Annotated in this window: 10 protein-coding genes and 1 pseudogene; 6 read left to right on the forward strand and 5 right to left on the reverse strand. The window is 74.8% G+C overall.

Annotation, left to right across the window (positions count from 1 at the left end; translation table 11 throughout):
• Positions 1–92: 92 nt before the first annotated feature.
• Positions 93–1,892 carry an ExeM/NucH family extracellular endonuclease gene (locus Sru01_RS11325; protein ID WP_239137293.1) on the reverse strand — a complete coding sequence of 600 codons (1,800 nt, stop codon included), beginning with the start codon at positions 1,890–1,892 and terminating at the stop codon, positions 93–95.
• 207 nt (positions 1,893–2,099) lie between these two features.
• On the opposite strand from Sru01_RS11325, the gene Sru01_RS11330 reads away from it, so the two are divergent.
• On the forward strand, positions 2,100–3,629 hold the full coding sequence (locus tag Sru01_RS11330; protein ID WP_203984098.1) for a pentapeptide repeat-containing protein: 1,530 nt from the start codon (positions 2,100–2,102) through the stop codon (positions 3,627–3,629).
• 298 nt (positions 3,630–3,927) lie between these two features.
• On the opposite strand, the gene Sru01_RS11335 is transcribed toward Sru01_RS11330, so the two are convergent.
• A complete protein-coding gene (locus tag Sru01_RS11335; RefSeq protein WP_203984099.1) occupies positions 3,928–4,257 on the reverse strand; it encodes a PadR family transcriptional regulator in 330 nt (109 codons plus the stop codon).
• An 87-nt stretch (positions 4,258–4,344) separates the two neighbouring features.
• Here Sru01_RS11335 and Sru01_RS11340 point away from each other — a divergent pair, with 87 nt between their 5' ends.
• Genes Sru01_RS11340 through cydC form a run of 4 tightly spaced genes read left to right on the forward strand, consistent with a single transcriptional unit; the run spans position 4,345 to position 9,852 of the window.
• On the forward strand, positions 4,345–5,535 hold the full coding sequence (locus Sru01_RS11340; protein ID WP_203984100.1) for a cytochrome ubiquinol oxidase subunit I: 1,191 nt from the start codon (positions 4,345–4,347) through the stop codon (positions 5,533–5,535).
• Between the two features lie 33 nt (positions 5,536–5,568).
• Positions 5,569–6,360 (forward strand): cytochrome d ubiquinol oxidase subunit II, encoded by a 792-nt coding sequence (locus Sru01_RS11345; RefSeq protein WP_203984102.1) that lies wholly within the window; start codon positions 5,569–5,571, stop codon positions 6,358–6,360.
• 7 nt (positions 6,361–6,367) lie between these two features.
• The gene (cydD, locus tag Sru01_RS11350) at positions 6,368–8,107 is read left to right on the forward strand and encodes a thiol reductant ABC exporter subunit CydD (RefSeq protein ID WP_203984104.1); all 1,740 of its coding nucleotides are present in this window, start codon (positions 6,368–6,370) and stop codon (positions 8,105–8,107) included.
• On the forward strand, positions 8,104–9,852 hold the full coding sequence (cydC, locus tag Sru01_RS11355) for a thiol reductant ABC exporter subunit CydC (protein WP_203984106.1): 1,749 nt from the start codon (positions 8,104–8,106) through the stop codon (positions 9,850–9,852). The genes cydD and cydC overlap by 4 nt, the downstream gene beginning before the upstream one ends.
• Positions 9,853–10,076: 224 nt before the next feature.
• Here the strand turns inward: cydC and Sru01_RS11360 are convergent, their stop codons facing one another.
• Positions 10,077–11,417: a S1C family serine protease gene (locus Sru01_RS11360; RefSeq protein ID WP_203984108.1), complete on the reverse strand. Its 1,341-nt coding sequence runs from the start codon at positions 11,415–11,417 to the stop codon at positions 10,077–10,079.
• A gap of 650 nt (positions 11,418–12,067) precedes the next feature.
• On the opposite strand from Sru01_RS11360, the pseudogene Sru01_RS36565 reads away from it, so the two are divergent.
• Positions 12,068–12,712, forward strand: a pseudogene (locus Sru01_RS36565) (M12 family metallopeptidase); the annotation flags it as partial.
• A 42-nt stretch (positions 12,713–12,754) separates the two neighbouring features.
• Here the strand turns inward: Sru01_RS36565 and Sru01_RS36570 are convergent.
• Both Sru01_RS36570 and Sru01_RS11370 read right to left on the reverse strand, forming a co-directional pair.
• Positions 12,755–13,075 carry a DoxX family protein gene (locus Sru01_RS36570; RefSeq protein WP_373869516.1) on the reverse strand — a complete coding sequence of 107 codons (321 nt, stop codon included), beginning with the start codon at positions 13,073–13,075 and terminating at the stop codon, positions 12,755–12,757.
• A gap of 80 nt (positions 13,076–13,155) precedes the next feature.
• Positions 13,156–14,298, reverse strand: coding sequence for a Fic family protein (locus tag Sru01_RS11370; RefSeq protein ID WP_203984111.1), 1,143 nt, complete (start codon positions 14,296–14,298; stop codon positions 13,156–13,158).
• Positions 14,299–14,335: the final 37 nt, after the last annotated feature.

Consider the following 14,335-nt stretch of genomic DNA (forward strand, 5'->3'; position numbering starts at 1 on the left):
GAACGCCGGGGCGGGCCGGCGGCGGGGTCAGCGGCTGCTCCGCGGGGCGGGTGGGCGGCGGGGATGACCCTTGTCGCCATGGGGTGAGTGGGTTAGTGGCCGGGGAGATCGAGGCCGAGGAGGAGGGGGTCGTGGTCGGAGGAGCGGAAGGGGTCGGGGGCGTAGAGGGCGGGCGGGTTGAACTCGGTGTTGTAGTCCAGGAACCGGCCCTCGTCGGCGTTGACATGCCAGATGGTGGCACCGGTCACCCGCTTCATCAGCGAACGGGCGGCCAGCATGTGGTCGAGCTCGCCGGACAGGCCGCCGAAGACATAGCTGTAGCGGTCCCGGGCCCGGACGAACTCCTTACTGACGCTGGTGAGGCCGCCCTTCTCCAGGGCGTGCACCGGGTCCTCCTCGCCGTAGGCGTTCAGGTCGCCGAGCACCAGCGGATTGCGCGGCCGGGCGGTCGCGATCAGGTCGAGCACCGCCCGCGCCTGGCGGACCCGCTCGTCGTTGAAGCAGCCCTGGCCGTCGCCCTGGTCCAGGTCGGCGCCGGTGGCGCCGTCACAGCCCTTGGACTTGAAGTGATTGACGATCATGGTGAACGCCGAGCCCGCGCCGCCGCGGGCGCGCCGGAACTCCTGGATCAGCGGCGGGCGGCGGAACACCGGGTCCGCCGAGGATCGGGCCGGGCCGGCCGGGGTGACGGCGGCCGGCTTGTAGATGAGGGCGACCTGGATGGCATCGGTGCCAGGGTTCGGCGAGACGATGCCGCGGTAGGTGCCGGCGCCGGCCTCGGCGTTGAGCGCGGCCACCAGCGCGTCCAGCGCGCCCGTGCCGTTGTTCTCCACCTCCATCAGCCCGGCGACGTCCGGGTCCAGGCCCTTAAGCGTCGCGACGAGCTTGGCGAGTTGCCGGTCGCGCTCCTGGGCGGTGGTCGCGCCGCGCGAGCCGAGCGTGGTGAACCAGTTGAGCGTGTTGAGGCTCGCCACCCGCACGTCGCCGCCGACCCGGCGGGGCCGCGGCGGGCGGGGGTTGGCCGGGTCGATGACCACCGGCCGGGTCGGCTGCAGCCGGTAGGCACCGAAGCCGTAGGTCAGCACGCCGGTCAGGCCGCGGGTGGTATCGCCGACGCGCACGCTGGACGAGCCGGTCGTGTGGTAGGGCAGCGCCGGCGGGTTCTGCACGGTGGAGGCGTCGTCCAGCAGCACGCGCCGGCGGGCGTCCCGCGCCGGGTCGACCCCCGCCCGGTCGGTGGGCTGGTACAGGCGGCCGCCCGCCGACAGCGTCAGCTCGCCGTAGCGGGCCAGGTCGTACACCTCCGAGACGGTGAGCGTGGCGAACCGCACCAGCACGCCTTCCAGGCGTTCCAGGCCGGTGCCCTCGGCCCACGGGAGCGTGACGGCGGCCGGCTCGACGGTACCGGTCCCGCAGACGTCGGCCGCGGTGACCGAGGTCAGCTCGGTGAGCCCGTTGTACTCGGTGACCGTGCCGCTGACCCGGACCAGGTCGCCGGCCGCCACCGGGCGGGAGGAGTAGACGAAGACCGCGTCGGAGGTGGCCGGGTCGCCGTCGGGGTCGGGATCCTGCACGGTGAAGCCGCCGAGACCGTTCGCCCCCTGGAAGTCGCCGGTCACCACGCCCTGCACGCGCACCTGGCGTCCGGCCAGCGGGGAGGTCTCGCCGGCGCCCTGCACCTCGGCGATCTCGGCGGTCGCCGGGACCTCGCACGGCCCGGCCGCCGGGGTGGGGGCGGGCGTGCCGGACGGCGCGGGGCCCGGGTCACCGAGCCGGGCGGTCTGGACGGTCCCCGGCGCGGCTGCGGCCGGGGACGCGGGGATGACGGCGAGGCCGGCCATGGCGGTACCGGCCGCCGCGAGGGCGGCGACCGCCCGGGTTAGAGGACGCATGAGCGGCAGCGTAGGGGGGCGAGACCGCCTCAACTGCCGGTAGAACCAGATAGAAGGTGAAAAAACCGAATCTTGGCACTTAATGGCGATTTAACGACAGGAGGCTTGGCGCCCTCTGACGTGGCGGGCCCGCCACCCGCCCACACTGTGTCAGCGGCCCATCACCATCCGGCGAGATCGCGCGCGTTCGTGGGTATGACTTTGCCCATGAAGCCCGCCTTGAAGCCCGCCTTGAAGATCGCCGCGCTGGCCGCCGGCTGGCCGGCCTGCGACGCCTCTCCGGACTGCCCCGGCGTGACGTGGCCGCCATACCCGCGGTGCGCGGCCCACCTCGACCCCGCCGAACTCGCCCGGGTGCTGGGCGACCTCGGACCGGGCGGCACCGTGGACCTGCGCGGCACCCGGATCGGCGAGGACCTGCTCGCCCGGCTGCTGGCCGCCACCGGCGGCCGGCTCGGCCGCGCCCGCTTCGACCACGCCGTCTTCACCGGGCCGGCCCGGTTCGGCGGCACCGTCTTCGCCGGCGACGCCACGTTCGACCATGCCAGGTTCGAGCGCCTGGCGTCGTTCTTCGACGCGCGCTTCACCCGCCACGTGTCGTTCCGGGAGGCCCGGTTCGCCCGGGAGTTCTCCATGCACGGCGCCCGGGTCGCCGGCCACGGGACGTTCGACCGCGCGCACGCCGCGGGCGACGCGCTGTTCGGCGACGCCCGCTTCGGGCAGGACGTCGCCTTCCGCGGCACGGAGTTCGCCGGGTTCGCGGTGTTCGACGGGTTCACCGTGGGCGGAGACGCGATCTTCCGCGGTGCCCGGTTCCGCCGGGCGGCGTCCTTCCGCCGGGCCACGACCGGCGGGACCGCGGGCTTCGAGGCGGCGCGCTTCCACGGCGGCGGCTTCCTGTCCCGGCTGCGGGCCGGTGACCGGCTGTCGCTGGCCGGCGCGCACGCCGCGGCCCTGGACGTCGACACCGCGCACTGCCCGGTCGACCTCGGCGGTGCGCGGGTGGCCGGCCGGCTCACCCTCCGGCTCGCCGACGCCGATCTCGACCTGCGCGACGCCGTGCTGGCCGGCCCGGCGACGGTCACCGGGCGTGGCGGGCTGCGGATCGTCTCGCTGGACCGGCTGGACGCCGCCGCGCTCACCCTGGACCGGGCCGACCTGAGCACCTGCTCGCTGGCCGGGGTGCGCCGCCCGGAGGCGTTGCGGCTGTCGGGATGCGCGTTCGCCGCCACCCCGCGCGGGGTGCGGCTGCAGGCGGCCTGGCCGCCGGTGCGCTGGTGGACCGGCCGGCGGGTCCTGGCCGACGAGCGGTCCTGGCGCGGCTGGGCGCCGCGCGCGGGCGAGCCGCCGGACCCCGGCCGGCTGGCGGGCCTCTACGAACGGCTGCGCCAGGCCGTCGACGACGACCGCACCGCCGCCGACTTCGCCTTCGGCGCCATGGAGATGCGCCGGCTGGCCAGCGGGCACGGCACGACCTGGTTCGCGCTGTCGCTGCACTGGCTGCTGTGCGGCTACGGGCTGCGGATGGGCCGGGCGGCCGGCTGGCTGGCGCTGGCGGGCGCCGCCGCCGCGATGACCCTGTACGCCTCGGCCGGGCCCGACGCCACGTCACGGCCGGTCGGGCACCCGCCGCCCCCGTACGCTTCCGCGCATCATGCGCAGGTACCTGTCCCCGTCCCGGCCCCCAGGGGTCTGTCAGGGATCTCCCGGATTCCGGTACGGCACCACCCGGCGTGAGAATGGCCGGGACGAACCGTCCGGCGAGGGGCAGAGGGGAAGGACCATGGTGATCACGGGTGTCATCGACGGCCACCTGAGCACCCTGGCCCCTCCCACGCGCACGCCGGAACGGACCGGGCCCGACCCGAGGCGCGGGACGCGCGCCGGGCGGGCCGCCGCCGGGACCCGCCCGGCCGCGGGCCCGGCCCGGCCGGCGGCCGGGCGGACCGACCCGCCGGGCGCCGGGGCCCGCGTTGGGGCCTGCGTTGGGGCCGGCGCCGGGGCGGAGGCGCCCTGGTGAGCGAGCGCCCGGCCGTCAGGGCACCGGCCGCGGCTCGATCACACTGCCCACGGCGCTGGTGAACGCCAGCCAGGCCGAACGTTCGTCCGCCAGGGCCGTGCGGCCGGCGGCGGTCAGCAGGTAGGTGCGGCGTCGCCGGCCGGCGACGGTCGCCCACTCGCTGACCAGGTACCCCACCCGCTCCAGCCTGCGCAGCGCCGGATAGACCGTGCCGGTGGGCACGCTGAGCGCGCCCCCGCTGCGGCGCTGCAGCGCCTCGATGATCGCGTACCCGTGCAGCGGCTCCTGCTCCAGGACGGACAGCAGGAGGGCGCTCATGTGGCCGCGGAGCGCGTCGATGTTCACGGAGACACCCTTTCCCGATACACCACGCCGCGAGTCTATATGTAGGCCACGTATATGTAGAAGAACACAGATAACCGGAAGGCAGCAATGAACGTGCTCGACCTCGCCCGGCTGCAGTTCGCGGTGACCGGAAGCCTCCACTTCCTGTTCGTCGTGCTGACGCTGGGCCTGGCCCCCCTCGTCGCGATCATGCAGACCCGGCACGCCATCACCGGCCGGCCGATCTTCGCGCGGATGACCAGGTTCTGGGGCCAGATCTACGTGATCAACTACGCACTCGGGATCTTCACCGGGCTGGTGATGGAGTTCCAGTTCGGCCTGAGCTGGAGCGGGTTGACGCACTACGCCGGTGACGTGTTCGGCGCCCCGCTCGCCATCGAGACCCTGGTGGCGTTCTTCCTGGAATCCACCTTCCTGGGTCTGTGGATCTTCGGCTGGAACCGGCTCCCGAAGGGACTGCACCTGGCGTGCATCTGGCTGGTCACCCTGACCGCCTACGCCAGCGCCTTCTGGATCATGGCGGCGAACTCCTTCCTGCAGAACCCGGTGGGCAGCGTGCTGCGCGACGGCCGACTGGTGCTGACCGACTTCGGCGCCCTGCTCACCAACCCGACCTTCGTCATGGCGCTGCCGCACGTGCTCGGCGCCGGCATGTTCGCCGGCAGCTTCGTGATCATCGGCGCCAGCGCCTACCACCTGTTCCGGCGGACCGCCGAGCAGGAGTTCTTCCGGCGCTCGCTGCGCACCGGCGTGGTGTGGGCCTTCATCGGGTCCACCCTCACCATCGGCTTCGGCTACGCGCAGTTCGGCTTCATCGGCGCCCTGCAGCCGCACAAGTTCGAAGGCGTGCTGCCCGGCCTCGCCCTCGGCCTGATGATCACGATCGGGCAGCTCACCCAGTTCGCCGTGATGCTCGTGCTGCTCCCGCTGCTGATCCGCGACGTGCTGGCCCGCGCCCGGTGGCTGCACCCGATCCTGATGCTGATGACCCCGCTGCCGTTCGTGGCCGCCATCCTCGGCTGGCTGACCCGGGAGGTCGGCCGGCAGCCGTGGCTGATCTACGGCCGGCTCGGCGTCGCCGACGCGATGACCCCGGGGCTCACCAAGGGGATGGTCACCCTGTCGTTCGCCGCCTTCGCCGGCGTGCTCGGCCTGCTCGCGCTGGTCGACTACCTGCTGATCGCCCGGACCGTGCGCCGCGGGCCCGGTCAGGCCGATCTCGGCGCTCCGGCCCCGGACGGCCCCGGCCGGGCGGCCGCCCCGGCGCTGTCGCTGTGAACCGCCGGCCCCGCACCCTCTGAGGAGTCCCCCATGGAGATCATCTGGCTCGCGGTCCTGGCCGTGCTGCTGGTCGGCTACTTCGCGCTGGAAGGCTTCGACATCGGCCTCGGCATGATGCTGCCCGCGCTGGCCCGGGCCCGCGAGCGCGCCGGGGAGCCCGGCACCCGGCAGGACCACCGCGACCTGCTGGTGGCGGGGATGGCCCCGTTCGTGCTGGCCAACGAGGTCTGGCTGGTAGCGCTGGCCGGCACCCTGGTCGGGGCGTTCCCCGCGCTCGAGGGCCCCCTGCTGGGCGGCCTCTACCCGCTGGTGGTGGCCCTGCTGGTCGCGTGGATCCTGCGCGACGCCGGCCTGTGGTTCCGCCGCCGGATCGACGGCCCGGGCTGGCGGGCCTGCTGGGACGCCGTGCTCTGCGCGGGCTCGTGGGGTCTGGCCCTCACCTGGGGCGCCATCCTGGCCGCCGTGGTCCGCGGCCTGCCGGCCCAGCCCTTCGACCTGGCCGGCCTGCTCGGCGGCGCGGTGGTGGCCGCGGTGTTCACCTTGCACGGCCGCGCCTTCGCGGCCTGGCGGCTGCCGCCGGCCGGCGGCGCGTCCCGCCTACTGCTGACCGGCGTGCTCGCCGGGCTGCCCGCCGCCGCGTCACTGGCCGTGACCGCCGGCCACGTCCTCGGCCACGCGGCGTCACCGGCCACGCTGAATGTGCTCGGTTTCATCGCGCTACCCGTCACACCCATCCTCGTGGCCGCGCAAGTATGGGTATGGCGCACGTTCCGCCCCGCGCGGTCCACGGGCGCCGCCGCCCGCGTCCCGTCCTTCTTCTAGGAGATCGATGCACCAGGCACTCGTCCGGCTGGCGCGGACCGAACCGGCGGTCCGCCGGCACCTGCTGGCGTGCCTGGTGGCGGCCGTGCTCGCCGGGCTCGCGGTCCTGGTGCAGGCCGAGCTGCTGTCGGGGGTGCTGTCCGGGGCGCTCGCGATCACCGCCCTGGTCCCGCTGGCGGCCGTGGTCGCGGCCCGGGCACTGCTCGCCCGGCTGCAGGGCGCCGCCGGCGGCCGCACCGCCACCGCGCTGAAGTCGGTGCTGCGGCACCGGCTGCTCGCCCGGCTGGGCGGGCTCGGTCCGGCCCGGCTGGCCGACCGCCGCTCCGGCGAGCTGGTCACCCTCGCCGGGCGCGGGCTGGACGCCCTGGACGCCTACATCACCGGCTACCTGCCCGCGGTGGCGGTGGCCGCGGTGGTGCCGGTCGCCGTGCTCGTCCGGCTGGCGGTGGCCGACCTGGCCACCGCGGTGATCGTGCTGGTGACCCTGCCGCTGATCCCGGTGTTCGGCGCGCTGGTCGGCCGGCACACCCGGGAGGTCACCGAAGGCCAGTGGCGCGCGCTGTCCCGGCTGGGCGGCCACTTCCTGGACGTGGTGCGCGGCCTGCCCACCCTGCGCGCGTTCGGGCGGGCCGGCCACCAGGTCACGGTGATCCGCGAGGTCGCCGACGCCCACCGGTCAGCCACCATGCGCACGCTGCGCGTCGCCTTCCTGTCCTCGCTGGTGCTGGAACTGGTCGCCTCGCTGTCGCTGGCCCTGGTCGCCGTGCCGGTCGGGCTGCGGCTGCTGTCCGGCTCGCTGGACCTGCGCACCGCGCTGCTGGTGCTGCTCCTGGCGCCGGAGGCCTACATCCCGCTGCGCGCGGTCGGCACCCGCTTCCACGCCGCCATGGAGGGCGTGGCCGCGGCCGACGAGGCGTTCGCCGTGCTGGAAGGCGACGCGGAGGCGGACCGTGACGCCGCGCCGCCCCGGCCGGCCGGGATCCCGGACGGCCCGGGGGTGCCGGCCGGGGTGCCGGAGATCCGGCTGGAGGACGTGACGGTGCGATATCCCGGCCGGGCCGAGCCCGCGCTGGACGGCGTCTCGCTGGTCATCGCGCCCGGAGAGCGGGTCGCGCTGGTCGGTGAGAGCGGCGCCGGCAAGAGCACCCTGCTGCACCTGCTGCTCGGGTTCGTCACCCCCGAGTCCGGCCGCGTGCTGGCCGGCGGGGTCGACCTGGCCACTTTGGATCTGGACCGATGGCGGCGCCGGCTGGCGTTCGTCCCGCAGCGGCCGCACCTGTTCACCGCCACGGTGGCCGACAACATCGCCCTCGGGCCGGACACCGGCGAGGAACGCGTGCGGGCGGCGGCCGCGGCGGCCGGGGCCGCCGAGTTCGTGGCCGAGCTCCCACAGGGGTACCGGACCGTGGTCGGCGAGCGCGGCGCCGACCTGTCCGCCGGGCAGCGGCAGCGCCTGGCGCTGGCCCGCGCCTTCTGCCGGCCGGAGGCCGACCTGCTGCTGCTGGACGAGCCCACCGCGCGGCTGGACGGGCGCAGCGAGGCCGCGGTCATCGCCGCCACCGGCGCGCTGGCCGCCGGGCGCACCGCCCTCATCGTCGCGCACCGTCCCGCGATGATCGGGCTGGCCGACCGGGTGGTCCGCGTACACGCCGGGCGGATCGTCGCCGACCGGCCCGCCACCGGCGCCGCCCCGCCGGACGGCGGGGACGGCCAGGCCGCCCCCATCACCTCGGGAGGCACCCGATGACCACCCCGGCCGAGACCCCGGCACCGCCCGCCGCGCCGGGCGGCGGGCCCGCACGCCGGCCGTCCGGCCGGCCCGGCGGGCGCCGCCGGCTGCTGGCCGCCGCCGCGGCCGGCGCCGCCGCCGAACTGGCCGGCCTCGGCCTGATCGGCGCGGCGGCCTGGCTGATCACCCGGGCCGCCGAGCAGCCGCCCCTGGCCGCGCTGAGCGTGGCGATCGTCGGGGTGCGGGCGTTCGCCACCACCCGCGGCGTGTTCCGGTACGGCGAGCGGCTGGCCGGCCACGACGTCGCACTACGCGCGCAGGCCGGCACCCGGGAGGACCTGTACCGGGCCCTGGCGCCCGCCGCGCCGCACGGCCACCGGGGCGCCGATCTGCTCAGCCGGATGGTCGACGACACCGACGCGGTCCAGGACCTGCTGGTGCGCTGCCTGCTGCCGGCCACCGCCGCCGCGGTCACCGCGGTGGCCGCCGTCACGCTGGCCGCCTTCCTGCTGCCGGCCGCCGCCCTGGTCCTGCTGGCCGGGCTGCTGGTGGCCGGGGTGCTGCTGCCGGCGACCACCGCCGGGCTCGCCCGGCGGTGGTCGGCCCGGCTGGCGCCGGCGCGGGCCGACCTGGCGGCCCGGGTCGCCGACCTGGTGCACGGCTCCGCCGACCTGGCCGCCTACGGCGCCGGAGAGCAAGCGCTGGCGGCCGCGGCGGCGGCGGACGGGCAGCTGGCCGCCCTGGAACGCCGGCGGTCACGGGCCGGTGCCACCGCGCTGGCGGCCGGGACGCTGGCGCAGGGTCTCACCGCGGCGGCGGTCGTGCTGGCCGCCCAGACGGCCGGGGCGGGCCAGGTGGTCACCGCGGTGCTGGCGCTGACCGCCCTGGTGGCCTTCGAGCCGGTGCTGCCGCTGGCCGCCGCCGGCGAGCGGTTCGCCGGGGTCACCGCGGCGCTGCGCCGGCTGCGGGAGGTCCGCGCCACGCCGCCCGCCGTCGCCGCGCCCGCCCGCCCGGTGCCGATGCCCGGCGGGCCGCTGGCGATCGAGGTGCGGGATCTGGTGGTGCGGCACGCCCCGGGACGGGCACCCGCGCTGGACGGGGTCTCCCTGCGGCTGGCACCGGGCCGCCGGGTGGCCGTGGTCGGCCCGAGCGGGGCCGGCAAGAGCACGCTGCTGGCTGCGCTGATGCGCACCGTGGAGATCGAATCCGGGCACATCCTGGTCAACGGGGTGGACGTCACCGCCATCGCGCCGGAGGAGGTGCGGGCGCGGATCACCGGACTCACCCAGGACCCCTACGTCTTCCGCGCCTCGTTGCGCGACAACCTGCGGCTGGCCGGCCCGCAGGCCGGCGAGGAGGATCTGGCGGCGGCGGTCCGGCGGGCCCGGCTGTCGGCGTGGGTGGCGGCCACCGGCTGGGAGGCGACACTGGGCGAGGACGGGCGCACCGTCTCCGGCGGCCAGTTGCAGCGCCTGGCGCTGGCCCGGGCGCTGCTGTACGACCCCGAGGTGCTGCTGCTGGACGAGCCCGCCGAGTCGCTGGACGAGCCCACGGCCGACGCGTTGCTGGCCGACCTGCTCGACGCCACACACGGCAGGACCACCGTGCTGGTCACCCACCGGCTGCGCGGGCTGGAGCGGGTCGACGAGATCGTCGTGCTGTCCGGCGGCCGGGTGGCGCAGCGCGGCACCCACCAGGACCTGCTCGCGGTCCCGGGCTACTACCGCGACCTGTGGGAGGCGGAGGCCCTGACCGCGAGGTGAGCCGCGGCCGTCATTCCCACGAGCCGGGCCATGTGATCATGTCCGCCTCCTCTCGCCCGCCCCGGCGCGCCGGGACCGCCAACGGATGCCACACCCGATCTCGACTACCCCTGCCCCGGGCGGTAAACCCGCCGGGCCGAGGCGATCGCGCAGGCGCCGGTGGAGGGCGGAAAAAAAGCGGTCCGCCGCCGGGTGACCGGCGGCGGACCTCGCGGGGGGGCCGGTCAGCCGGCCAGCGTCCGCTCCCGCAGCGTGACGGTGACGGTGGCCGTCCGGCCGTCCCGCACGTAGGTGAGGGTGACCTTGGTTCCGGGGGCGTAGCCGCGGACGGCGCCCACCACGGTGTCGGCACTCGCGACCGGCTTCCCGTCGATCTTGGTGATCAGGTCGCCCTCGCGCAGGCCGGCCTGCTGGGCCGGGCTCTCGTCCTGCACGGAGCCGACGACGGCCCCTTGGGCGTCACCGGTGGCGTCGGCGACGTTGACGCCGAGGAAGGCGTGCGAGGCCTTGCCGGTCTTGATGATCTGGTCGGCCACCTGGCGGGCGGTGTTGATCGGGATGGCGAACCCGACGCCGATGCTGCCGTCGCCGCCATTGGTGGCGATGGCGGTGTTGATGCCGACGAGCCGCCCGCCGGCGTCGACCAGCGCGCCGCCGGAGTTGCCCGGGTTGATCGCCGCGTCGGTCTGGATGGCCCCACCGATCGTCGTCGTGGTGGAGCCGCCCGAGGGCTGGTCACCGGACCGCTCCTGGCCCCAGCCGTCCTGGCCCCAGCCGGGCGGCAGCTGCGGGCGCTGCCGCTGGGACTCGCCGCCCACGGTGAGCGTGCGGTCCAGGGCGCTGATGATGCCGGCGGTGACCGATCCTTCCAGGCCGAGCGGGCTGCCGATGGCGAGCACGGCGTCGCCCACCCGCAGCCGGTCGCTGTCGCCCAGGGTGGCCTTGGTCAGGCCGGAGACGTTCTGGGCCCGGATGACGGCGAGGTCGGTGGTCGGGTCGGTGCCGACGACCGTGGCGGTGGCGGTGTCGCCGTCGCTGAACCTGACCTTCACGCTCGCACCCTGGCCGGCCTCGGCGACGACGTGGTTGTTGGTCAGGATCAGCCCGTCGGTGGACAGCACCACGCCGGACCCCTCCACCTGGCCGGAGCCGGCGCTGACGGTGATCGAGACCACCGAGGGCTGCACGGCCCGGGCCACGTCGGCGACGGTCGCGGCGGAGTCGCCGGAGACGGCCCGGGTGACCGGCATGGCCACCGCCGGCTCCGGCTGGGCGACGGTGGCGGTGACGAAGGCGCCGGCGGCGCCGCCGGCCACCGCGGTGACGGCCAGCGCCAGGCCGGCCACCGCCTTGCGTCCGGTGGTCCACCACGCGGCGGCCCCGGCCGGCCCTCTGGTCGGCAGGACCATCGTGTCCGCGGCGGGCCGTGCCGCGCCGGTCCAGGCGCGCCGGTAGCCGCCCGCCTCGGGCGGGTTCTGACCGAACTGGGTCCATCCCCGCGGTCCCGGCCGCGTCGCCGGGGTGCTGCTCTCCTCGGTGTGCTCGCGCGGGTCTTCGGTGCTCATCTCATCCCCCAGGGTCTCCACACTGACCGCCGTTCGCGGCCGCCGGTTGGTGACCGGTGAATCAATGATGACAAGGCGCCGATAAGAACTCCCTAAGCCCTTCCTGAAGGTCGCCTGAACGTTTCAGCCGGGTCCGTGACGTTACGCCGGGCCCGGCCCGAAGGTAGAGCGTGCAGCCCTGGGGACGCCGCGCCACCCGGACCCGCACGGCCTGTCCTGACATATCCCTCATGGTCGGTTAAATACTCTTCACGGCGCTTCTACGTATTTTTCGAGATAGTGCGACGAAATTAACACATGGGAGAATTGGGACTTTCTCCGGAGAGACGTGGGATGCCGGGCGGGGTACGTTCCGTGCTATCCCCATAAAGCGGATACGACATATTTTCGGGGGCATTCATATGAGACCGGAGCTTATATCGGCCAGTGTGCTTTTCGTCGTGGCGGCCGGCATCGCGCCCGGCGCGCAGGACGATCCGCTGGAGCCCCTCTGGCGGCAGCAGTCGGACCGGCCCGGCCGCTCGATCACCGTCCCGGACCTGGCCGGCCGGCCGCGCACGGTGACCTACGTGGACATCGACGGACGGGCGGTGATCGAGGGCGACATCGTGGTCGGCACCGCCGCCGAGGCCTCCTCCGGCCGGCTCCGGATGCCCGGTGTCCTGCCCGACGGCGCCGCGTCACCGGCTCCCCGGCACCCGGGCGGGCCCCGCGGGCGCTGCCGCCGGCCGGACGCGAGTGCCGCCACCTCCGACCGCGACGCGCTGTGGCCGGGCGGGGTGGTGCCCTATGTCCTGTCGCCCGCGCTGCCGCCCGAGGCCCGCGCGGCGGTCACCGCGGCGATCGGGGATTTCACCGAACGCACCTGCGTGCGTTTCGTGCCCCGGGCCGGCCAGGACGGATTCCTCGACATCTTTCCCGGCGGCGGCTGCTATTCCTACGTCGGGCGGCGCCGCACCGGCCCGCAGGACGTCTCCGTCGGCCCCGGCTGCGAACGCAAGGGGATCGTCATCCACGAGTTGATGCACGCGCTCGGCTTCTACCACGAGCACTCCCGGTCCGACCGCGACACGGCGGTGACCGTGCACCTGGAGAACGTGCTGGACGGCTACGCCGCCCAGTTCCAGAAACTGCGGCCGCCGCAGAACCGGCTGTTCGGCGCGTTCGACTACGGCTCGGTGATGCTCTACGGGCGGGCCTTCTTCAGCCGCAACGGCAAGGACACCCTGGTCCCCCGGGTCAGCGTGCCCATCGGCCAGCGGGTCGGCTTCAGCCCGGCCGACGTGGCCGCCGTGCGCGCCCTGTATGCGTGCCCGCCGGCGGCGCCGCGGAGCGGATCAAAGGGTGGCGAGGCGAAGCCACAGGACCGCGACCGCCACCACCAGGATCACCAGCGCGTTCGGCATCCCGCGGAAGTCGCGCCGGTACAGATGGGTGCCGACCGCTCCCACGAAGTAGAGGACGACGCCGGCCGCGGCCGCGACGCCGAGCGGCGGCAGCCAGAGCCCGGCCAGCAGCCCGATGGCACCGGCGATCTCGCAGGCGGCCAGGAACGGGAACATGCCGAGCGGCACGCCGACGCCGGTGAGGCTGTCGACCACCACCTGGTGCCGGGTCAGCTTCGCGTACCCCGAGCCGAGCAGCGTCAGGGCCAGCATGATCGTGAGGGCGATGAGGGCGATGGACAACGTGGCTCCAGGGCAGCGACGGCAGGACACCCTTGAAGATAGTGGCGTGGCTAGGCGGTCAGCAGCTCGCGGTAGGGGTCGCGCAGCGGCTCGGCGCGGCCGGCGAAGTCGGCCTTGACCCGTTCCATCCGCGGTCCGGGCGCGTAGAACCGTCCCTTGGTCTCCCCGTAGGGGGTCAGCCAGCCACGCGCGGCGAGCTCGCGCAGGTCGCGGGCGGCCTGGCCCTGGCTCAGCGCCTCGTCGGCCTGGTAGGTGGCCCGGCGCAGCCGCCGGCTGACGAACACCTGGTACAGCGCCGACACGCACCGGGTGTGCAGGCCGTCCGCGTCCACCTGCTCCTCCAGCAGCATCCAGACCTGGCCCGCCTCGGCCAGCCGGCGCCGCACCAGCTGGGCCTGCAGGTGGTGCGCCCGCAGGCAGAACCGCAGCCAGGGCAGCGTCTCCCCGTGCGGCGACCAGCTGCCCTGCTGGACCGTCCGCAGTACCCGGTAGTAGTCGACGGTGTTCTCCCCCAGGCCGAGCCACTCTTCGATGGAGCAGAACTCCGGGGTGGTGATGCCGTCCCGGCCGAGCACCAGGGTCTGCAGCGCGCGGGACATCCGGCCGTTGCCGTCCCGCCACGGGTGGATCGCCACCAGGTTGAAGTGCGCCATCGCGGCCCGGACGTAGGCGGGGTGCTCCAGATCACCGTCGTTCAGCCAGTCGACCAGCTCGGCGATCAGACCGGGCACCTCCTCGGCGTCCGGGCCCTCGTAGACCACCTCGCCGGTGGCGGAATTCCGCACGTAGATGCCGCCCGGGCGCACGATGCCGGGGCTCTTGTCGTGGTGATGGCCGATGATCATGAAATTCAGCGCGTGCAGCAGGCCCGCGTCGAAGCGGAAGGCCCGGGCGCCGGCCAGCCCGCGGATGTAGGTGAGCGCCTGCTGGTAGCCGGCGATCTCGCGGGTCACCGCGGCCGAGGTCTCCAGCGGCTCCTCCCCCAGCATGATGGACTCGATGTCCTCCACGCTGGCCCGGTAGCCCTCGATCGAGTTGGACCCCTGGATCGCCCGGGCCTGCAACTGGCGGCGCAGCTGGCCGTCCCAGCGGTGCGGCTCGGCCAGCCGGTGACGCAGGTCGCGGCGCATGTCCTCGATCTCGACCAGCACCGCCTTGTCGGCCGGCTCCAGCTCCGGCGTTCCGTAGATCATGCCCTCATGACAGCATGGACGAATCATCCAGTCAAGT

The sequence above is a fragment of the Sphaerisporangium rufum genome (assembly GCF_016863395.1).
GTDB lineage: Bacteria > Actinomycetota > Actinomycetes > Streptosporangiales > Streptosporangiaceae > Sphaerisporangium > Sphaerisporangium rufum.